Source organism: Oceanospirillum sp. (assembly GCF_048265165.1).
In the GTDB taxonomy this organism is placed as follows: Bacteria; Pseudomonadota; Gammaproteobacteria; order Pseudomonadales; family Halomonadaceae; genus Oceanospirillum.
This window is the reverse complement of the sequence record NZ_JBLXCD010000005.1, coordinates 102587-123682: the sequence shown is the minus strand read 5'-3', so window position 1 is coordinate 123682 and position 21096 is coordinate 102587. Positions and strand designations below refer to the sequence as shown.

Genomic DNA, 21096 nt, shown 5'->3' with positions numbered 1-21096 from the left:
CGCAGCGGCAGTCCGCTGGCAGAGATGTTTTATGCTCTATCTGATGGGTTAGCGGGCAGCTCCTATCGGCGTAAGGGCTATTAGGATCTGTAAGGGATATTTCTTCGGAGAATGCAGGCCCCGACAATATAATAAGTACTGCGGGTAGTAGCATTTTTTTGATTATCATGTGAGAGTCCATTTAATCATGAAATTATTAATTCAGCTCTGATGGCAGTGGCTGATTATATCCATATGTGCATTTAATTTTTGTTGAATATGTCACAAATTAATTGACAACATGATGACGATCCATTCGTTTTTTTATTACGTAAAACATCCTTTAAATCGATAAATTTAAGCAAGAGGGCTCCGGAATATGAAAATAATTTCGGCTTTAAAAATCTGTTTTTTACTGAGTGCTTTAGCATTGACGGCTTGCACTGGAGTACCCGATAAAGTAACCCCTGTATCTGGTTTCAAGCTGAATCACTATTTAGGGGAGTGGTATGAAATTGCAAGATTAGACCACTCTTTTGAACGTGGTCTGAGCCATATTACTGCTCACTACTCTATGCGGGATGACGGTGGTGTTCGCGTGATTAATCAAGGGTTCAATGCTAAAGAGGGGGAGTGGAAGCAAGCCGAGGGCAAAGCTTACTTTATTGGAGCGGCTGACCAGGCTCACCTTAAGGTCTCCTTCTTTGGTCCCTTCTACGGCTCTTACATAGTGTTTGAGCTGGATAAAGAAAATTACCAATATGCTTTTATTTCTGGGCCGGATACCGACTATCTCTGGTTGTTGTCGCGCACCCCTGAAGTCTCTGATGAGCTGAGACAGCACTTTATCACTGAGGCGGAAAAACGAGGCTTTGATACTTCCGGGCTGATTTTTCCGGATCAGAATGCAGCCAGTAAACCTGACGGTGCGCCTGGTGTGCTTGCGTACTGAGGAGGTTTTGTATGACTGACACCACTCCAAAGAATCAGATTAATCCCCGAAAGCTGCTGCAGAGTAAATGGACAGCTGTAGAGCCAATGGATAGGGAAAAGCATTTTCTCGTGACGGAAGTTGAGTTCGATGAAGAGGGCACTGTGACCTATTGCGAACTGGAAGCAGTGATCTCCCATAAACTTTACCCGATCAACTGGCAGGATCTGAAAGATGCCAGCCGCTGGAGGCAGGGCTGGAAATAGCCCAAGATAACCTCGGGGAGATAATGGTCAGCTATTTCCCCCAGGCTATGCGTCTGGAGATGTTTTCTGTCTTGGGTGTTAATCGATCTGACACTTTTTCTGTAAACAAGCGCAATTTTAGAATTTTCTTATTTAGCTGTGGTTTTTCTTCGTGTAAACTCTTATAACTTAAAAGAATATACTTATATCAAATTGCTTTGTGTTGTCCGGTTTTCATAACTGCCAACATACTGCAGGAGTGAACCGATGAAAAACACCCTCACAATTCCGGCAATGATCGTGGTTTTAGGCAGCCCTCTGATAGCACAGGCCGAAACTCAGAGCCCAGAACATCTGAAGGCTGAAGCTAAAAATGTGATTCAGACGCTGGGGAAAAATCTGATGGGCGAGCTGAAAGCAGCGGCACAACAGGGCGGTTTGCCCGCGGCCATTCAGGTCTGTAATACCAAGGCTCTGCCGATCACGGATGATGTTTCCGGAATGAAGGGATGGCAGATCAGCCGCACCAGTCTTAAGTTGCGTAATCCGCAGAATGCTCCGGATGCCTGGGAGCGACAAGTCCTTGAGCAGTTTGCTACTCAGGCGGAGCAGGGCGCAGATCTTAAAAAGCTGGCATACGCGGAAGTGATAACAGGCGACAATGGCGATAAAAAGATGCGCCTGATGAAAGCAATCCCTGTAGCTGAGCAGTGTCTGGCTTGCCATGGTAGCAATCTTAAGCCTGAAGTCGGTGAACGCTTGCAGGTACTCTATCCCCATGATAATGCAACGGGCTTTAAAGCAGGTGATCTGCGGGGTGCTTTTTCTCTGGAAAAACAGCTTTAAAGACCCTGACATATCCAACAAGCAGATGTCGCTTGTTGATGAGAATAAAGACCGGCTCTGAGCCGGTCTTTTTATTGCCTGATCTTTCTTCTACCAACCGACCTTTACTGCTGTCGGCGACTGGCCAGATAACTGGCCAGCAGAATTAACCCACCACCAATCATCTGGATACTATTCAGGTTTTCGCCGAGCCAGATGATAGCGAACAGTGCACCGAAAGCAGGCTCCGAACCGGTCAGTAGTGCGACCCTGGATGAACTGGTGTGGCGCACGCCGTAGTTCTGGGCAAACAGCGCAAACAGAGTGCAGAAGAAGGCCAGATAAAAAGCTGCCAGCCAGAACTCCCCCGACTTAGGGATCAGTTGAGCGATCGGATAGTCGCTGAAGGCAAAAATGATCAGCGCGCCCACGGCCACCACATTGGATTGAATGCTGGTGGTGCTGATGGCTGATAGGGTGCTGTTTTTTGATAAACGCTCTGTAGTCACCACCATAACTGCCCGTAAAAGCGCGGCCAGAAGAATCAAAAGATCTCCCTTATTTAAGCTAAAGCGGTTATCAGCGGTTCCCTCATGACCCGTTTGCATCAGCAGGTATACCCCCAAGAGTGACAGTAAAGCGCAGCCCAAAATCAGAGGCTCAGGGCGTTGGTGTTTAACGATGGCCTCAATAAAAGGCGTTATCAGGATACAAAGGCTGATCAGAAATGCGGCCCGGGAAGCACTGGTATGAAAGATACCGTAGGTTTCTGCCAGAAAGATTGCCAGCAAAATCAGACCCGTAGGTAGAGCCCGATAGAAATCTCCTGTTTTGCCCTGATACATTTCCCGGAGAAACATCGGTAATAACATTATCGAAGTCAGGCAGAATCGGATGGCGATAAAGGCCAGAGCACTGGTGTAGAGCAGAGCTTCTTTTGTGACGCCATAGCTGGTACCCCAAAAAAATGCCACCAAGAGCAGCGAAAACTCAGGAACGGGCAAACGGTTTTGGTACTGGCCCAGACTCTGGCGATTCAATCGAAGACCTAAGGTTAAACGAGAGCTTTCAGTTTGCATTAAGGAGCCTGTTTCTGATGAATGCTGAGGTGCTGCCCAGTGTTTCTGTCTTTGCCATCTTTGCCATAAGACGTGATAAACAGCGCTGTTTGTTTATGGGGGAGCATGCTAACTTTAAACTTCTGGCGTGATAATCATCCATCAATTCAAAAGACTTGTGACCCATGGACACAAATAGACTGATTCCTCTATTGCCGGATATGGCGGCCTATGTAGCAGTGGTGGAAACTGGAAGCTTTACCCGAGCCGCTGAGAAGTTGGGGATTACACCATCTGGAGTCAGCCGTCAGGTATCCCGACTGGAAAGTGCCCTTTCTGCTGTTCTGATTGAGCGCACTACTCGCCGACAAACGACTACCCAGCTTGGTCGAGAAGTGTACGAGCAATGCAGGAATATGCTCGACAGCGCCCGTGAAGCGGTATCGGCCACAGAAAGCGAAGCGACCGAGGTACGTGGGCGCTTACGTATTGCTGCGCCTAAGGCCTTTGCCCGACAGGTGCTGGAACCGCATTTGAGGCAATTTATGCGGCGGTATCCGGCTATCTCACTACATCTTCAGGTAACAGATCAGCGGCTTGATCCCGGTTATCACGATGTGGATATCGTGTTTGTCGTGGCAGCAGAACCTCTCGAACATCTGGTGAGCAAAAACATTGGTCCGGTGCGTTCAGTGCTTTGTGCCAGTCCTGAATATCTGAAAAACCGTGGCAAGCCGGGACAGCCAGCGGATCTGATGGCCCATGATTGTATTCCTTTGGGCTTGTTTGAGCGGGATAATCACTGGTTACTGACACAAGGAGAGCGTAAAGAGAAAATCTCCGTGGATGGCCGATACCTGAATAACCATTCCGAAATGCGCTTACTGGCGGTAAAAGATGGTTTTGGCATCGGTATTTTTCCGGATTTTGTCGTGCGAAACGCGCTTTCGGAAGGCGATGTCGTCGAGGTGCTACCGGACTGGACTCTGCACAGTGATTTTCAGGGTGGTGTTTATATGCAGTATTTGCCCATGCGCTTTATGCCGGGAAAAATTCGGGCTTTTATCGATTTTATTGCCGACCTTGATCTTCTGTCATAGCACCAATGATCATTGGTAATGGATATTGACGAAAAACCTATGGGGCGGCTAGTGTGGAAGTCCATATTGCCCCCAATACTATCGATTCCAAGACTATAAAAAGGAAAATGGCGATGACGCAGCATTCAGGATCTTGCCTTTGTGGTTCGGTAAAATATCAGCTGGACGGTGACTTTCATAACTTTTTTCTCTGCCATTGCAGTTACTGTCAGAAAGACACAGGTAGCGCCCATGCGGCTAATCTGTTCAGCAAAGATGCCCAACTGACCTGGCTCAAGGGACAGGAAAAGGTCACCTTCTATAATCTGCCGGAAACCCGTCATGGCCGCAGCTTTTGCAGCATCTGTGGTTCTCCTGTGCCCACAAGTCTAGGTGACGGTAAACTGGTGATGGTGCCTGCGGGCAGCATGGACACGCCGGTAACCATTAAGCCCACGGCTCATCTGTTTATCGCCAGTAAAGCCGACTGGGAAAAAGACCTGGATCAGGTGCAACGGTTTCAGGGGTATCCGGAGTGAGTACCTAAGTTGCACTCCTGAGTCTGGTTACTCTGGAACATTAATACCCGTCATCCGAAATGTTTAAAGCCCTGTACTTTTGCAGTCACAGGTTTTTTTTGCGTCTGATTTTAATAATCTGTTTTTAAAGCCTGTGCTGATTCATTTTTTTCAGGCTTTTTCTTGAGTGATATATTATGATTTATATACGATATGTATATGTTGTGTATTTGGTTTGAATTTTGTCTTTGTTGGCCTCAAACGGCCTGGAGTAATCAGTGGGTATCGTAAAAATCAGTGATGAGCTGCACGACGAGGTGCGCAAGGCCAGCAGTGCTATGGTGCGCTCAATTAATGCTCAGGCGGAGTTTTGGATTAAGGTGGGTATGTTGGCGGAGATGAACCCAACGCTTACCTTTACCGAATTGATGCGGGAGCAGATGAAACAGGCTGAGCTGAGTGGTTTAAGTTCTGAGTCTGGTGGGAGTAAAGCTGCTGCAGAAGAGGCCAAAATCTATGAGTAAGATCAGCCTGAAATCTCCGGAAGAGCTGGCGCTGATGCGTGAGTCTGGCCGCCTCTTGGCTCAGGTTTTTGCCTACCTGGATACTCAGGTGAAAGAGGGCGTGACCACCATGCAGATCAACGACTGGGTGGAGCACTATATCGTGGATGAGCTGAAAGCCCGTCCTGCGAGCAAAGGTCAGTATGGTTATCAGTACTCACTGAATACCTCTGTCAATGAAGTGGTCTGCCACGGTATTCCATCAGATCATAAGGTGCTGAAATCCGGTGATATCGTCAATGTGGATATTACTCTGGAGAAGGGCGGGTTTATTACCGATTCCAGCAAGATGTTCTGCATTGGATTTGTGACGCCGCTGGCGAAAAAACTGGTGGAAAAAACCTATGAGGCGATGTGGCAGGGCATTCATCAGGTTAAACCCGGTGCAACACTGGGTGATGTGGGAGCGGCGATTGAGCGCTTCGCCAAAGCAAATGGCTACTCTGTTGTGCGTGACTATTGCGGTCACGGTATCGGCCGTGAGATGCACGAAGAACCAGAAGTACTTCACTACGGCACACCGGGTAAAGGCCTTACTCTGAAAGAGGGGATGACTTTCACCATAGAGCCTATGATCAATCAGGGCAAGGCAAAAATTAAGACTAAACGTGATGGCTGGACGGTGGTCACGGCAGACAAAAAACTCTCTGCCCAATGGGAGCATACGATTGCAGTGACGGCAGGCGGTTATGAGGTACTTACTTTGAGGGACGGCGAGCAACCATCACCCCGATAGCTTTAGATGAAGCCTGAGAACTAAAGATAAAGAAAGCGTCTTGATGGTCGCTTTTTTTATATCGTTGTCCCGTCCTGAATAAGAAAGTGTCAACCATATCAGGACTAGACAGGTTAGAAAAGAGGCTGCTTGAAGCAGCCTCTTTTCACTGTTTATCACATATTTTATGCCACTGGAGGGGGCGAGATTAGATATTTGGTATTAAAGATTCACTTTACTTTTTAGTGTCCGATAACGGCTAGCCAGACCTGTGGCGTATGCCGAAGGGGAGTCCTGACTGGGAAAGTTGAGTGCCCAGAGGAAACTGTTGCTTGCCACTTTAGATACGGACTCGCTGACGGAAACGCCCATCAGTTCCAGTTGAAGTGCACGAACCTCAGAGAGATCAAGAACGGGGTAGTCCCCAGTCGGCTTGGAGTAAACCCGTGTACCGCTAAGGTCCGTAGCCTCATCGAAACCTGACGTAAAATGCTTGCCGTAGTGCTTCATAAAGCCACCACCACCGGCGATTAACATGACCTGATGATCACCATGATCCCAGCCGTTTGAATCGTTATAGCGATAGTTACGCCCAAAATCTCCTCTTATGACAATGACAATTGGCATTCCGGACTGATCGATCATTTCTGAAGCGGTGTGTACCCCTCTGAGCAGTCCTGACATTTTGGGTATGTACTGATCATCGGAATTTGAGTGCATATCCCAGCCATCATAGGGTATAGATATATAATGAGTTTTATTTTGACTCTGGATCAGAGAGACAGCCGCCCGTAGCTGGTTGCCTATATCGCTATCCTGGAAAAAGGTGTTATTTTGAGAGCTTTCATAGTTCTCTTTTATCGCTCTGGTCAGATCCATCTGCTCCCCGGCGGATGAAAACTCCTGGTGAATTTGGCTTTCCTGTTGCTTGTAGAGATCCATAACCGAATCATAGTCACTATCTTTTATTTCATAGCGCCAGCCAGATCGGGTAAATACGTTGTCCAGAGACTCATCGAATGGGAAATAGCCCTGGGTGCGCCCCGCAAAAGCCTTACCTCCATCCCCTGTGGCTGCGAGAGAGACAGTATCCGGGATATCTTCTGCTTGTCCCAGAGTGCCATAACTTTGGGAAAAACTATGGGCTTTTGATGAATGCAGAGGAACCACAGAAAGCTGAGTAAGGCGGTTTTTAGCCAGTAGGTCTTCCAGAACATCACCTCCGGCTTCTTCCCAAAAACCGTGTGTCGTGCTGGTTTTATTATTTGATGTAAAGCCTGAAACTTCGGCACTTTTGAGCATCCCTAGTTCGGATACGGCTGAGCTGGCTCCTCCATAAAGAAATACTTCAATAACAGAGTAGGTGTTACTGGCTGCAAGAATCTTACTGCAAAAGCTGGCAGGCAATATTCCAGCTGCAAGCATTCCTGTCGCGCCTTTAAGGAAGTTTCTTCTGCTGATGCTCATGAGATTTCCCTGTTACTGAAAGTTGTATTCCGAGTAGTTCATGGTGACGATTTGCGCGGCAAGTATAATCAGCGACTTCCCCGTCCTACCAGAGCTATTGAGATGGGTTATGAAGCTTTCGTCATACTGTACGCCTTCAGTGCCCCAGATTTTGCGATGAAGCTCGGTCAGGAGGGCTTCAGGTGCTTCTGTATACTGGTACAGTTTTAAAAACTCATTCTGGGAAATTCCCCAGCTATAGTTGTTACCTGTGTCCCACATCTCTTTGGGAATTCGGGAGTCATTGAAGGCCGACATAAGAGCTGTATTCAGTGAGTTCCAGTCAGGTGTACTGCGCTCAAGTTTCGAAAATAAAGGCTGAGACCCTATTTGTGCCGTTATATTCGCCAGCTCCCTGATATCATATCTTCGAAGGTGGGAGTTTAAGGCTTTAAGGGCAGGGAACAGGATCTCCTCCGGATATTTGGCGCGTTTCACTTTTTTCAGAGATGGATGTGTGAGCGCTTCAATAAAGATCTCTCTGAACGTTGTTAAGCCCTTGCTGCTCATCGATTGAATAACATTATTTGCTTCATAGCCGTACAAGCTTTTTACGATATGTTTATAAATATGAGGCAGGAACTGCTTATGATTTACCACATAGCTATACAGTTGATAAGGGGTTGTTAACTGGGTGCCATCGATATTCTGTAGCTCAGCATTCCGGTTGAAACTATCAATTTCCAGAGTTCCCTGATCCTCATTAAAGCTGTAGTTTTGCAGAATTTTGGCAACTACCGGCACGATTTCATCACGAAAATCCCCCAGATAGATTTCGAACACCTCGCGGCCATTATCTTCGGGGCTACGAAAACGTGCCCAGAAAATATCGGACATAAAGTAGTCCAGCATCAGGCTTTTAACCGATTCGTTATGCTCAACAGAAGTTCGGATCATCTCGATATGAGTATTGATACGGGCGGATGATACTGTGTCAAGTTCATCTCCCATTGCCAGTACAAAAGAGTTCAGCAGCTGATAGGTGATCCAAAGATCAAAGTATTCCTTAGAAAATTCAGTGTTGTCAGAGCGTGCATTGAATAGCAGATGCAAAAGAATATTCTGTTCCGGGCGTTTGCTGTCAATGAAGTAGCGTTGTTTTTCATAGGTTAGTTCATTGAAGCCTGCAACACTTCTCTGAGATTGACTGTCCAGGTTATCAATGTCCATGTCATTCGGCAGATAAAGCATTTGCTTAGCTTTAACATCAAGCGTCGCAGAGCTGCCATCACTGCTACCGCAGGCCTGCAATAAACCGACCCCTGCAACAACACCCAACGCTGTACCTAGTTCTTTCATCGCTTCACCTGATTTATTGATACTCTGTTAGACATTTAACGCTAATGCTGTTTTTTGCTCTGCACTAGTTTTGTTTGTTTTTTGTTATTGAACTCTGATGATCACTTTATGTTTTTTTGGGCCAATTAACCTGATTGATCATGCTTAAGTAGCGCCGATACTGGACCGAAGAGATATAACTTGATTGATGCATTCCTTGCAAAATACGCTGATACTTTCGCTTCAGTGATGAGGTGACGTTGCGGTTCTGATAGAGGGTGTAATGATAACGGCGTGGACTGGGTAGCATCAGTGCTAGCCAGGCACCTTCTGCAGCGTTGATCCCGGTTGGTTTTTTGTCGAAATAATAACGGGCTGCATCCCCCACCCCGTAAAGATCCGGCCCGAACTCAGCCATATTCAGGTAGAGCTCCATAATTTCATTTTTACTGAAATTCTGCTCCAGATTCCGGGTGATAAATGCCTCCTGTAGTTTACGGAAATAGCTTTGCTGTGGGGTTAGAAATAGGTTTTTAACCGTTTGCTGACTCAGTGTACTACCGCCAAACCGGGTCTCTCCTTTTTTGATATTGGCGACCATCGCATCTAACAAGGCGCTGTAATCGATTCCCTGGTGTTGAAAAAAACGAGCATCCTCTGCCATAACAACAGCGTAAAGCAGGTCGCGATTAATATTTTTTAGCTCAACCCAGTGGTGGCTGTTGCTGCTTTTTTTCAGCTTGCTTTCCAGACGAACCTCCGCCTGCTGGCGCAGTTCACTGTAAGTCATCTGCTCTACATCGGGCAGACTGCTGAAGAAAAGCCAGAGACCCGTGCCAATTAATAGAAGAAACGAGAGAAACATCCAGCCGAGAAAATAAACTAACCGGTTCAGGTAGCGCATCGGCCAGGCCAGAAAAGGAGATAGCCAGAGTTTGATTTTATCCAGTCGGGTCGGTTTTTTATTGCGTGCAGCCATAAAGGCTTTCCTTACTATTTATTACCATCGGTGGGCAAAGGATATCAGATCCAATAAAAACTGGAGGTGCAGGATATCGTCTTATATAAAAAACAACAGAGCGGCTGAATCTGGTTGGCTTCGGAGAGGCATGCTAGAATCCTTACATTCCACAGAACCTTCTGAAAACTGATCCCATATCTTGAAGCCTGCAAACGAGTCGAATATTAAAATATCAGCCCCTGTTCTGGTGATGGACTCGGGTGTTGGCGGTTTGTCTATTGCTGCCCATATCCGTAAAACCTGCCCGGATACACCTCTGTTTTATTTGGCTGATAATGGGGCGTTTCCCTACGGTGATAAAGACGAAAGCTGGCTGGTGGATCGTGTGGTCAAGCTGGCGTATCAGTTGGTTGATCAATACCCAATCAAACTATTAGTTCTTGGGTGTAATACGGCAAGTACCGTGGTTTTGCCTGCACTTCGTAAGGCACTGTCAATTCCAGTTGTAGGGGTCGTACCTGCCATCAAGCCAGCGGCAGCTTTGAGTCTGAGTGGTCATATTGGTTTGCTGGCAACACCGGGAACGGTCAATCGTAGTTATACCGATCAGCTGATCTCAGATCATGCTGCCCACTGTAAGGTAACCCGGGTTGGGTCGACCGAGGTGGTTCGGCTTGCTGAAGATAAACTGGCCGGTATACCCGTTGATCTGACGAGGCTGCAGCAGGCGGTGTCACCTCTGTTTGAACCTGAGACGCTGGATACTGTTGTTCTGGGATGTACTCATTTCCCGCTATTACGGGATGAGTTAGAACAGATTCAACCCCGTAATATTCATTGGGTTGATTCTGGCGCTGCCATCGCCCGTCGAGTTGCTATGCTGCTGGACCAAACCCCAGCTCAATGTTTGGCTGGACAGAACTCTGTTCAGAGTGATCTTCTGTTCCTGACCCAGGCGCTTTCGAAAGAGGCTTCTTTGATGAAATCCTTTCGGCACAATGGTTTTTCCCAACTGGTGATATTAGAGCATGAGGCTCACGGTTCTAGTGGCTTGAAACTCTAAAGGCGCTCCTATTGAGGCTCTGAGACAGGACTTTAAGCTCCGGCTAACAGACATTCAGCCATTAGCCGGTACATAATCTGACTCACGTGGTTTTTCCGCTTTCAGGGGCGAGGTTAGCTGACATTCAGCTTAAAGCACTTATTCAGCAGCCATTGTCCTCCCTTGCCCAGAGGCTTATGTCGGCTCCAGACAACATCGACGCCCTGAAGAGAAGCATCCTGCTGATAGGTGCGCTTCAGGGCGACCAGAGTGCCTTGTTCTAACTGCTCCTTCACGACCGCTTCATGTAACGATGCCCAGCCCAGTCCAGCGGAGAGAACTTCCGCGATGACAAAGGGGCTTTCGGCATACCAGACTTTAGGGCTCAGAATCTGCTCTTCATGGCTTTTATCTTTCAGATCAAGGCTTCTTGGTACCAGCTGCCGATAACGTCTTAAATCACTATGGTCGACCTGATCAAGTTTGGCTAAAGGGTGATGACGGCTGCAAACGGGTAGTTTCCGGGAGTGGCCGATGCCGCGAAAGAGAAAGCCCTTTGGATAATGCTCCTGTTCCATCATCAGTCCCAGGTCTGCTCGTCCGGAGCGCAGCAGACTTGGCACATCGCTGGTGCCGGGGTCGAGTAGTTCCAGCTCGATATGGGGATACTTTTCTTCAAACACGATCAACAACTCCATCAGAGGTTGTGCAGAAACGTTTTGCTCAATTGCCAGACACAGATGACTCTCTTCACCGGCGTTTAGCGCCATAGCCCGGCTGATGAAGTCGTGATGGCTTTCCATAATCGAGTAGGCTGAGCGTAACAGAGTCTCGCCTTCTTCCGTCAGAACCGGGCTGCGTTTACTGCGATCAAATAGTTCTACACCGGTCTCGATTTCAAGATTGATAATGGCGTTGCTCACCGCTGATTGTGCTTTTTTCAGTCGACGGGAGGCGGCAGAAAAAGAACCGGTTTCCGCCGCAGCTATAAAGGCGTTGAGTTGGTCGGGGTGTGGCATCGTTTTTATCTCATCAGGTATTGCTCAACCTATCTTAAAATCAGATAGAAACTAACTTTGTTTTATCATAAAAATCCATAGAATGCCTAGCCATAAACAGCAGCTGCTATCGGGGTTTTAAGCATCTTTAAGATTTGGTGGCTGCTGGCAACGTGATAAAGCATGGCGCAGTACAGACTGCGTTATCAGTATTTGGAGGCATATTATGAGTGATAAGAAAATTGTAATTCGTTCTGGTTTGGATCGGGTTCGCTACGTGCTGTTGTTTGAGGTTCTGCTACTTTTGGTACTGGCTCCGGCTATCGCTTTTGCCTTTGATAAAGAAACTTCTGATACTGCTGTTTTGACTTTGGTTTTGGCGGCAAAGGCGATGATCGTTAATATGATCTACAACTATTTCTTCGATCAGTTTGATGCAAAGCGTGGCGTTGTACCCACAGAACGTACTGGCCTGCAGCGGGTATTTCATGCAATGGGTCTTGAGGTTGTTCTGACGATCACATCATTGCCTATTGTGGTTTGGTGGCTGGATATTGCGATCTGGCAAGCATTGGCGATGGATGCTCTGGTGATGGCCTTTATTGTGGGTTACACCATGGGCTTTACCTGGTGCTACGACCGTATATTTCCGGTTGTTCAACCGAAGCATGAAGATTTTGTCAGAGGTGAGGCGGTTTAATCAGAGCTGTGTTGATTAACGTATGAGACCCCATCCTCGTGGTTCTCTCATTTTTTACTACCTTTGTTACTGCTTTCTCAAGTGTAACGGTTGTCCCGGATAACTTTGTTATCCGGGGCTTTTTTTGATCTGAATCAGTACGATAACCTGCAGGAGGCGTAGTCTGAAGGTAAAGCAGAGGCCTCTAAATAACCTGATAACTCAAGAGGTTAAGGGAAAAATATCAGCAAAAGTGTTGAATTTTGTCTTTTAATCTCAAGGTATATAGACAGGGTATCTGAATAAATAACCAAGGAGAAAGCTATGCCTATTGAACATCATGACCTATTGAATGAACTGCCAGAATATAAAGATCAGATTCATGAACTGAAGGTGAGTAACGCGCATTTCCGTAAACTGTTTGATGAATACCATGAGTTAACAAAAGATGTTGAGAACATGGAATCTGAGCAAAAGCCGGTTGCCACTGAAGTGGAAGAGACAGCCAAAGTACGTCGTCTGAAACTGAAAGATGAAATGTTTGCTATGTTGAAAGAAGCTTAACTGTCTGCGTGAGTTATTGGCCTTTTGGTTCGTCTGAAGGCTAACTTAACCAGATTGCATTGAGGGTCGCAGCTTCATTTTATCGAAGTCTGCGGCCTTTCTTCATTTAGCTTCGGTTCTTGGGTCTATCCTGATTATTGGATTTAGTCTTGATTTTGATCGAAGCACTTTTAACAAGGTGGTTATGCTTATGGATATTCAAGCGATTAAAGACAAACTGAGCGCAGAGCTGGAGAGCTTAACATCGCGTCTTAGCCATATTGAAAAAGATGTGATCCAGGCTCACTCCAGTGATTCTGCAGAGCAGGCCCAGGAGCGGGAAAATGATGAGGTTCTGGATGAGATTGGTAATGAAACCCTGCACAGCATTGAGCAGATCAAAGCAGCGTTGAAACGTATCGATGAGGGTGAGTACGGTATTTGCGAAAGCTGCGGTGATGAGATTGCCCCTGAGCGTCTACTTATTCTGCCGGAAACCACTTTCTGCGTGAAGTGCGCTGAATGATCTTAGTCCTTTTCAGGTGTTGTGATGCTGCAGCACCTGATATTTTCTTGCCTGTCTCCAGCCTTTCTTGTAGCACCGCATCTGTTTCTCATAGCAGCCTATCTGTCGGCCGTCTTTTATAACGGATTGTAATACCAAAGCGATACGCTGGTGATCAGCCACATAATCACGCCGTAATGCAGGTTATTCTTCAGTGCCTGCTTTGTACTGATAAAGTAGCGCCCCCGCAATGAAAGGTTCATTCCTGACATGGGGCTGCAGGCCGTTCCTATCCCCCAGCTGGCCAGAAAAACCATCGCCAGCAGATCCATCGGTGGTTCCGTCGGCACCATAAGACCACTGATGGTGGCAATGCTGATCACAGGGTGAACCCCCAGAAGAGAAAGAATCAGCATGGTAAGTAGCAATAGCGATGTCACCAGTGGTGTTAGCTGAGGAATCGGCAATTGATCGGCATAGAGTGTAAACAAGGTCCCCAGCCCTGCTGCCATCGTGCCCGCCGCCAGAAATAGCGCCAGTTCATTGCCCATGCGAGCAAGGCGGGTATTGGTATGATTTCTCAGTTTTTGCACCAAGGGCTGACGTTTAAACAGCAAAACACCCATTGCCGTTAGGGGTGAGAGAATACTGATGATCTGTAATACCGAAAGATCAGGAAACAGGTAGTGTGCGCTGATTACAGCCAACGCCAGAAATGCCGGTAAGGCCAGACTACTGATCTGCATTGGATAACCGGTAAAAGACTCTGCTTTTGGCCGCAGCTCAAAGTAGGTAATCAGAATGCCGGTAAATGCCAGTGGAATACCTGCCTGCATTAATGCCAGCAGATTGGCACCGGGTGCGTAGGTCAGGGCAACCGCAACGGCCGCAAAAAAGGGTGACCAGAATGCTCCCGCACAGAATGCCCGTGATAAAACCTGGTGTTGGGTATTCTTTAGTGTCTTGCCATCGCCGCTGGCGGCAGCAAAGCGATCCGCCATGATAAAAACGATCGACATATTGATGACAGCGCCAAACAGATGGACACCTGCTAACGTTTGTTTGAGAGCTTTTTTCCCTTCCGATAGAGCTTCGGGCTCCTCATTGGGCTCTTTAGCGGCAACCATGGACAGGAAGCTCACCGCCATCAGCATCGCCAGCAGATTACCGTTTGAGCTGATCGCTGTTTGCCAGGGCAGATCGGCACCCTGCATTACACTCCACCCCATACTGCCGAAGCCCACCAGCATCAGAAGCCCTGCCTGACGGCGGGTTGCAACTGCTAGCTGACTCCAGCTAAGTGCTAATGCAGTCCAGAGCAGGAGTCCCGGCCAGATCAGTGACAGATGAGTGATGGGATTACTGGCAGTCAGCAGCAGAGCCAAGACCATAGAGCCGCCGATCAGCTGATAACGCACAGAGGGTTTATCTGCCGGATCAGGTCGTAGGGACTGATCCGGTGTGAGTGGAGGTGTTGGGCGCGTGCTATCGGTAGCTTGTGACACAGTGACCTGCTTTTTACGTGCGAATAAATAAGCGTGCGAGTTATGAGTCAGTGGGCGATATTTTAAAGTAACTGACTATTTGATAGGCACATGATACGCCTGCCATTATGAATTTTCGAGTTGCTGCAGAAGCGAAATGAAGGAATATAATCAATCAGCCTTTTTGCCTGCAGACTTGAGCTGAGGGGATTTCCTGTTATGCTCTGCGCCCTTGTAAAACACTGTCCATCAGCCAGTGATCAATCTACCGAACATTGAGGTTATTCCGTGGCCCTACCTGTTGTTGAACCTGAAAACTATGCCGCTCTGCTTGAAGAGAAAGCCAACCGGATTCGTGAGCAATTCGCAGCTTTTAATCCGCCAGAGCTGGAAGTCTTTGAGTCGCCAGCCAGCCACTACCGTATGCGTGCCGAGTTTCGGGTTTGGCACAAGGGTGATGACCTCTTCTATGTGATGTTTGATATCGGTGAAGACCCGAAAACCGACCGCAAAACGGTGCGTATGGACCAGTATCCGGTGGCGAATGAGCGTATCAATGAGTTGATGCCGGCGCTGCTGGACGAGATCCGTGGCGTACCGGAACTGCGTCGTCGCCTGTTTCAGGTGGAGTTTCTCACCAGCCAATCCGGCGAAGCCCTGATTACTATGATCTACCACCGCGCCTTGGGCGATGAGTGGGAAGTGCTGGCTCGTGAACTGCAGACCAAGCTGGGTGTGCGCATTATTGGCCGTAGCCGCAAGCAGCGTGTTGTGCTGGATGTGGATTACGTGATCGAAACCATGCAGGTGGGTGAGCGCACGCTGGAATACCAGCAGGTAGAAAACAGCTTCACCCAGCCGAATGCAGCTTTGTGTGAAAAAATGCTCAATTGGGCGGTGGATGTCAGTAAAGGCGTGGGTGGTGACTTGGTCGAGCTGTACTGCGGTAACGGCAACTTTACCCTGGCGCTGGCGGATAATTTTGATCATGTGGTCGCGACCGAGATCTCCAAAACATCAGTTCGTTCTGCCCATTTCAATCTCGAGCGTAACGGCATTGAAAATGTGAAGGTCGCCCGTGTTTCCAGCGAAGAGTTTAGCGATGCTTTAGCGGGTAAAACTGAGATGCGCCGTCTGGAAGGTTTTGATCTAGACAGCCGTAATTTCACGACAGTTCTGGTGGACCCGCCGCGCGCCGGTCTTGATGACAACACGGTGCAGCAGATCGCCCAGTACGACAATATTATCTATGTTTCCTGCAACCCCGACACCCTGCATGAGAATATGCTGGAACTGAACAAGACCCATAAAGTGGTACGTTTCGCCATGTTTGACCAGTTCCCGTACACCCATCATATTGAAAGTGGTGTCTTTATGGTACGTCGCTGATATTTTGAACTGTTGCTCTTTTATGCCCTTAGGCATTTAAGTTCTGCTGCTGAGATGAAAAAGCCCTGTTCGTTGCTGTTATGCACCGAACAGGGCTTTTGCTTTTCAGGCTTTGTGTATTCTTTCTGTTGTTATTTGTGGGTCGGCTACCGTTAGCTTTCCGGATAAAGTTCAGGCAATGGCCGATCTTTCTGTTTGAAGACCTGTTTGATTCCTTTACTGGCAGCAGCCAGATCACTACCCTGCCAGTTTTCAGGTGTGGCATCTGGGCCAAACAGGCTCATCTGTAACTGGTGTAATGCCCGATCGAACTCTGGTGTTGTTTGTGGTGCTTCAACACGCTGCCATTTCTGCCAGGCGTCCCATGCGGCTCTGGCTTGATCTTGCTGACAAGCATTCAACAATGCCTGCCGAAAGATTGGGTTTTCTCCAAATGCCATTGTTTTTGTCTGATTTTTTGAAACACTATTCTGCCCCAGATTATGAAGTAGTTGCTGGCGGGCAAATATAAGTTGTTGTCTGCTTTGCCACAGAAGTGCGGCCAATATGGCGCTTAATGTTGAAAAAAGCAGTGCTGCGATCTGCCATAGAAAACTATTGTCAGCCTGAGGTTGAACGGGTGGGACAATGGTATCTGATGGGGTCGCCTTTACCTTTTCAGGTTCAGGCACGCGCGCCGGGTCAGCACTTATGTCGAGTGGAAGAGGCTCAAGTGCTGCGTATTCCAGCTTGTTAGTATTGGTGTTCCACCAGGGAATACGAATCTCCGGTAATCTGAGTGCCCCTGTGGTCGTAGGAATCAGGGCAATACTGAGCGTTTTCTCTCCCACTAATCCTGTACCACTCTGGTTCAGGTTTTCCGGGCGCTCATTCAGTTGTGGCTGTTCCGGATACTGGCGTACCCCCTGCATAACAGGCATTTCAATAGGTGGTAGCTGGGCTGCAGTCAACCCTCTGGCTTGCAGTGTCAGTTTTCGGGTCAATGGCGTGCCTTCCTGCCATTGAGCATAGTTACCGCTCCATTGCTGGCTTAAGGTTACTGATTTAGCTGGTAGCCACTGAGCATCTGCCGGAAAGCTATCCGGTACAGGCAGAACATTGATTTTATGCTCAGGGCTTTGAATACGAATATGTTTTAAGCCCCCCAAAGAATAACGGTTCTGAACTCGTACACGGCCACTAAAGGTTTGTGGAGGAAGTACTAGCTCACCGCTGCTTTGCGGATAAAGCGCGAACTGCCACTCTGCTACATTGTAGAGGCGGCCATCAATACGGGCTTCAAAATCTTTACGGTTACCCAGCTGTACCATGAGTACATTCTCCAGCTCCAGGTCTGTCAGACCGTGATCTGAGATGCTGGTGGCATAGTAAAGACGCAGGGTGTAAATCAGCTGCTGCTGAACATAGATGCTGCCACTGTGATCTATCTCGCTATGTAAAAAAATATCTGCACTGGCCTGGGTGTTTTCTGGTTCGGCTCTGACCTCAAGCGTAATAGGTTGACTGCTGATATCACCGATTGTAATGGCCGGAATAATCAGAGTGCCGGTACGGCGAGGCAGCAAAGAGATCTCCCAGATTCGTTCCGAATGATTTTCGCCATTGATAATCTGAATATTGGTGCGCACCTGCTGAGCCAATACTTCAAAATCCTGATAAAGCTCGGTTAGCTCTGGGTCTCCGGTCAGTTCCAGGCCAGGGGCCTTCAGAAAAAGCGTGACGCTTTCATTTACCGTCAGACGGGTGCGGTCAACGCTTGCTTCCAGGTTGTTGGCCTGAGCGTGAAATGAGAAAAAAAGAATCATAATAACCAGAGTCATTCTGAGACTCAGAGGAAAAGTTTGACGGGGGATAGGGCTTACCATGGTGCTCGTCCTTCAGGCAGCGGTTCACGGCGCTGATTAGCTTCATATTCAAATTTTCGGCGTAAAAGACCTGCCGGGTCATCCGGGATGCGGCGTAGCCACTGTTCCAGAGAAAGCTCCTCCTCACTCATTCCCGAGTTGGTTGCACTGTTCTGGTCAGATGTTTTTCCGGTCTTCTGTTCGGATTGCTGTTTTGCCAGTCGGTCTTGTTGTTTCTTTTCCTGCTCCGCCAGCTTATCCAGAATGGATTGCTCTGGCTCTTCCAGGTCTGTCATCTCCGGGTTATTTGGGCCAAACATGGATGAATCATCATCCGGGCCTAATTCCTGATCTCTGTTGGATTCTGATGATTGGCTTTTATCTGAAGCTGGACTCCCAGGCGAACCTCCTTGGTTATCCATGCCTGCCGGAGAGTTGGCTGAAGCGTTGTTGCCTTGTGGATTCTGCGAGCTCTGTTTCTGCGGCTCTGACGGTCCTTGATTCGAAGCGCTCTCTTGCGTTTTTTGCTGATTTTTTTCCTGCTGCTTCAACAGTTCTTCAATCAAGGCTCTATTGTATTCAGCATCTTTGAGTGCTGGGTTTTGTTCCAATGCTTTGCTGTAGGCATTCATGGCTTCATCAAAACGCCCCAGTTTGGCTAACGCATTACCACGGTTGTAATGTGCCATAGGGGTGTCGCTTTTCGAAAATTCGCTTATTGCCTGCGGGTAGTCTTTTTGCCGATAGAGGGCGCTGCCCCGCCAAAGAGGGTCTTCTAACAGTTTCTGGGCTTCTGAGTAGTGACCTTGAGTAAAGGCTTTTTCACCCTGTATTTGTGGGGCTTCAGGCCAGAAGGCAAAAACCGGCTTTGGTGCCCCCAGAATAATGAACAGCGGCAGTATCAGTAACCAGTTTCTGCGAAAGGCCAGTGCTATCAGTGGTAAAACAGGTAACAGAAACCAGTGTCCCTGCTCAATCCAAAGGGGGAGCTGGGCCTGGCCTTCTTTCAGTTCCTGTTGGGTTATCTCTTGTGGCAGCAGTGCTCTCAGGTCATCATCATCCAAAGTAATAGGGTGAATCAGAGCGTTAACGGAGGCCGCAAATGAGGTCATGGCAGCCGGATCCAATTTGCTGATAATAACATTGCCTTGCGAGTCTTTGACAAAGCCCTGACGATCCAGAGGGATTGGGGCTCCAGCTTCGGTACCGACTGTCATAATGCTGAGCTTGAGGTTATTTGGCAGCTGTTTTCGAATGGCTTTTTGGGCCTGATGATCGAGGCCATCTGTCATTAGTAGCAGGCGGGCTTTCTGAAAACCTGATTGACGGACTAGCTCAGCTGCTTTGTTTATGCCTGCTTCAGCGGCACTACCTAGTTTGGGCATCATGAGAGGGTCAAGTGCGGGCAACAGATTTCGGATTGTTGCGGTGTCCTGAGTCAGAGGTGTTACGACGTGGGCATCACCGCTGTAGACGACCAATGCTGTCATGCCTTCGTTACGTTGCCTGAGCAGATCCTGCAGCTTTTGTTTGCTTCGGGTGATACGGTTTGGCTGACTGTCTTCGGCCAGCATGGACAGCGAGAGGTCCAGCACGATGACCAGGTTGTCTTGCTTGATAAGTGCCGGTCGGGACTGCTGACTCCAGCTTGGTCCCGCCAGAGCGATACCGGCAAGACTCAGAGCTGTGAGTGTCCAAAGCAGATAACCGGGTTGTTTCTCCGGTTTTGCCAATAGCTGTTGCTGAAGATCCGGGCGCATTCGGCCCTGCCAGGGATTGCTGGCGTGACGAAAGCGTAGATACCAGATCACCTGAATGATGACCACGGGTATCAGCAATAGAGCCCAGGGGCGGGCGAAATGAAAGCTATTCAGTAGTTCCAAGGTGATTCCTTACCTTTAGCGCTATTGAATTCCGGTACTGTATCCCCTTCGGGTGTACTGGCTTGCTCCCGCCAATACACGAGGAACCAGCGCCCAGCGAAAGCTATGATCAGCGAAGCAAAAATCAGCAGCAAAGGCCAATAAATGAGGCTATGGCGGGGGCGAAATACCTGAGACTGCTGCTCAACGGGCTCCAGTCGGTCGAGCTCTCTGTAAATGGCATCCAGTTCTTCTGTACTGCGTGCACGGAAGTAATTACCACCGGTGGTGCTTGCAATATTTCTCAGTGTTACCTCATCAAGGTCCTGAGAGGGGTTAATACGCCGGGTAAGCCCAAACAGGGTCTCTACCTCCAGCTCATCGGCACCAATCCCTATGGTATAAATTTTGAGCTGCTGGCTAGCGGCCAGTTGTGCTGCCTGAAGTGGATCGATGGCACCGGCTGTATTCGCGCCATCTGTCAACAAAATCAGAATGCGACCCTCTTCTGGCTGATCTTTCAGGCGTTTAATACCTAAACCGATGGCATCGCCTATGGCGGTCTGATCACCAGCCATACGTAGCTCAATCTCATTCAGTTGGGCTGAAACGGTTTTACGGTCATGAGTGATAGGGACATGGAGATAGGCTTGCGTGCCAAATACGATCAGGCCAAGTCTGTCGCCTTCACGGCGAAGTACAAAATCCGATACGATCTCTTTAACTGCTGTTAGCCGATCGGTACGCTCTTCGTGTAACACCATATCATCCATCTGCATGCTGCCTGAAATATCCACCGCTAACATCAGGTCCCGGCCTTTATTTGGCAAAGGCTGGGGCTCTCCTATCCATTGAGGATGAGACGTTGCTATAACAAGTAATACCCAAATCCAGCTGCCGACAATAAGGCGTAGTATTTTGCGCTGATTACGCAGTGTCCCACTTTTGACGCTTTGAGTTGAGCTAAGCCAGGCAATACGTAAACGGTAATGCCGGGGAGAAGCGGGTGGCATAAATCGGTATACCAGCCAAGGTAATGGCAGCATTAGGAAAACCCAGGGCCAGACAAAATGCACCTGACTTAGGGGTACG

21 protein-coding genes are annotated in these 21096 nt (G+C 48.3%); 12 read left to right on the top strand and 9 right to left on the bottom strand.

The annotated features are described in order from the left end of the window. Positions 1–358 precede the first annotated feature (358 nt). The 3 genes from ACN0R8_RS11340 (at position 359) to ACN0R8_RS11330 (ending at position 2001) form a co-directional block, all read left to right on the top strand. Positions 359–931, top strand: a complete 573-nt coding sequence (locus tag ACN0R8_RS11340) for a lipocalin family protein (protein ID WP_417597476.1) — start codon at positions 359–361, stop codon at positions 929–931. Between the two features lie 11 nt (positions 932–942). Continuing rightward, positions 943–1176 (top strand): TIGR02450 family Trp-rich protein, encoded by a 234-nt coding sequence (locus ACN0R8_RS11335; RefSeq protein ID WP_417597474.1) that lies wholly within the window; start codon positions 943–945, stop codon positions 1174–1176. A 246-nt stretch (positions 1177–1422) separates the two neighbouring features. Further along, a complete protein-coding gene (locus tag ACN0R8_RS11330) occupies positions 1423–2001 on the top strand; it encodes a Tll0287-like domain-containing protein (RefSeq protein WP_417597473.1) in 579 nt (192 codons plus the stop codon). Positions 2002–2105: 104 nt separating this feature from the next. On the opposite strand, the gene ACN0R8_RS11325 is transcribed toward ACN0R8_RS11330, so the two are convergent. Continuing rightward, on the bottom strand, positions 2106–3059 hold the full coding sequence (locus tag ACN0R8_RS11325; RefSeq protein ID WP_417597471.1) for a DMT family transporter: 954 nt from the start codon (positions 3057–3059) through the stop codon (positions 2106–2108). Between the two features lie 164 nt (positions 3060–3223). Between ACN0R8_RS11325 and ACN0R8_RS11320 the strand changes: the two genes are divergently transcribed. From ACN0R8_RS11320 to map, 4 genes are all read left to right on the top strand, one after another. Further along, positions 3224–4138: a LysR family transcriptional regulator gene (locus ACN0R8_RS11320; protein ID WP_417597469.1), complete on the top strand. Its 915-nt coding sequence runs from the start codon at positions 3224–3226 to the stop codon at positions 4136–4138. Positions 4139–4251: 113 nt separating this feature from the next. Beyond that, positions 4252–4656: a GFA family protein gene (locus tag ACN0R8_RS11315; protein WP_417597467.1), complete on the top strand. Its 405-nt coding sequence runs from the start codon at positions 4252–4254 to the stop codon at positions 4654–4656. Positions 4657–4913: 257 nt separating this feature from the next. Further along, positions 4914–5159: a ParD-like family protein gene (locus ACN0R8_RS11310; protein WP_417597465.1), complete on the top strand. Its 246-nt coding sequence runs from the start codon at positions 4914–4916 to the stop codon at positions 5157–5159. After that, positions 5152–5934, top strand: a complete 783-nt coding sequence (gene map / locus ACN0R8_RS11305) for a type I methionyl aminopeptidase (RefSeq protein ID WP_417597463.1) — start codon at positions 5152–5154, stop codon at positions 5932–5934. The genes ACN0R8_RS11310 and map overlap by 8 nt, the downstream gene beginning before the upstream one ends. A 201-nt stretch (positions 5935–6135) precedes the next feature. Here map and ACN0R8_RS11300 read toward each other — a convergent pair whose 3' ends face one another. The 3 genes from ACN0R8_RS11300 to ACN0R8_RS11290 all read right to left on the bottom strand — a co-directional run bounded on the left by ACN0R8_RS11300 (position 6136) and on the right by ACN0R8_RS11290 (position 9676). Further along, positions 6136–7380 carry a DUF1501 domain-containing protein gene (locus tag ACN0R8_RS11300; RefSeq protein WP_417597461.1) on the bottom strand — a complete coding sequence of 415 codons (1245 nt, stop codon included), beginning with the start codon at positions 7378–7380 and terminating at the stop codon, positions 6136–6138. 12 nt (positions 7381–7392) lie between these two features. Beyond that, a complete protein-coding gene (locus ACN0R8_RS11295) occupies positions 7393–8718 on the bottom strand; it encodes a hypothetical protein (RefSeq protein ID WP_417597459.1) in 1326 nt (441 codons plus the stop codon). Between the two features lie 106 nt (positions 8719–8824). Continuing rightward, complete coding sequence (locus ACN0R8_RS11290; protein WP_417597457.1) at positions 8825–9676, bottom strand: transglycosylase domain-containing protein; 852 nt, start codon at positions 9674–9676, stop codon at positions 8825–8827. A 181-nt stretch (positions 9677–9857) separates the two neighbouring features. Here ACN0R8_RS11290 and murI point away from each other — a divergent pair, with 181 nt between their 5' ends. Continuing rightward, entirely contained in the window at positions 9858–10721 is an 864-nt protein-coding gene (gene murI / locus ACN0R8_RS11285) for a glutamate racemase (RefSeq protein ID WP_417597455.1), read from the top strand. Positions 10722–10834: 113 nt separating this feature from the next. Here murI and ACN0R8_RS11280 read toward each other — a convergent pair whose 3' ends face one another. Then, a complete protein-coding gene (locus ACN0R8_RS11280) occupies positions 10835–11719 on the bottom strand; it encodes a LysR family transcriptional regulator (protein WP_417597453.1) in 885 nt (294 codons plus the stop codon). A 205-nt stretch (positions 11720–11924) separates the two neighbouring features. On the opposite strand from ACN0R8_RS11280, the gene ACN0R8_RS11275 reads away from it, so the two are divergent. The 3 genes from ACN0R8_RS11275 to ACN0R8_RS11265 all read left to right on the top strand — a co-directional run bounded on the left by ACN0R8_RS11275 (position 11925) and on the right by ACN0R8_RS11265 (position 13446). Then, positions 11925–12398 carry a PACE efflux transporter gene (locus ACN0R8_RS11275; RefSeq protein ID WP_417597451.1) on the top strand — a complete coding sequence of 158 codons (474 nt, stop codon included), beginning with the start codon at positions 11925–11927 and terminating at the stop codon, positions 12396–12398. A 303-nt stretch (positions 12399–12701) separates the two neighbouring features. Next, positions 12702–12941, top strand: coding sequence for a YdcH family protein (locus tag ACN0R8_RS11270; protein WP_417597449.1), 240 nt, complete (start codon positions 12702–12704; stop codon positions 12939–12941). A gap of 190 nt (positions 12942–13131) precedes the next feature. Next, positions 13132–13446 carry a TraR/DksA family transcriptional regulator gene (locus ACN0R8_RS11265; protein WP_417597446.1) on the top strand — a complete coding sequence of 105 codons (315 nt, stop codon included), beginning with the start codon at positions 13132–13134 and terminating at the stop codon, positions 13444–13446. A 116-nt stretch (positions 13447–13562) separates the two neighbouring features. Here the strand turns inward: ACN0R8_RS11265 and ACN0R8_RS11260 are convergent, their stop codons facing one another. Continuing rightward, entirely contained in the window at positions 13563–14930 is a 1368-nt protein-coding gene (locus ACN0R8_RS11260) for a hypothetical protein (RefSeq protein ID WP_417597444.1), read from the bottom strand. Positions 14931–15197: 267 nt separating this feature from the next. Between ACN0R8_RS11260 and trmA the strand changes: the two genes are divergently transcribed. After that, positions 15198–16298 carry a tRNA (uridine(54)-C5)-methyltransferase TrmA gene (trmA, locus tag ACN0R8_RS11255; RefSeq protein WP_417597442.1) on the top strand — a complete coding sequence of 367 codons (1101 nt, stop codon included), beginning with the start codon at positions 15198–15200 and terminating at the stop codon, positions 16296–16298. A gap of 152 nt (positions 16299–16450) precedes the next feature. Here the strand turns inward: trmA and ACN0R8_RS11250 are convergent, their stop codons facing one another. The 3 genes from ACN0R8_RS11250 to ACN0R8_RS11240 are packed head-to-tail and all read right to left on the bottom strand — an operon-like array spanning position 16451 to position 21050. Beyond that, a complete protein-coding gene (locus ACN0R8_RS11250) occupies positions 16451–18163 on the bottom strand; it encodes a BatD family protein (RefSeq protein WP_417597440.1) in 1713 nt (570 codons plus the stop codon). Then, complete coding sequence (locus ACN0R8_RS11245) at positions 18157–20025, bottom strand: VWA domain-containing protein (RefSeq protein WP_417597439.1); 1869 nt, start codon at positions 20023–20025, stop codon at positions 18157–18159. The genes ACN0R8_RS11250 and ACN0R8_RS11245 overlap by 7 nt, the downstream gene beginning before the upstream one ends. After that, on the bottom strand, positions 20013–21050 hold the full coding sequence (locus ACN0R8_RS11240) for a vWA domain-containing protein (RefSeq protein WP_417597437.1): 1038 nt from the start codon (positions 21048–21050) through the stop codon (positions 20013–20015). The genes ACN0R8_RS11245 and ACN0R8_RS11240 overlap by 13 nt, the downstream gene beginning before the upstream one ends. Between the last annotated feature and the right edge of the window lie 46 nt (positions 21051–21096).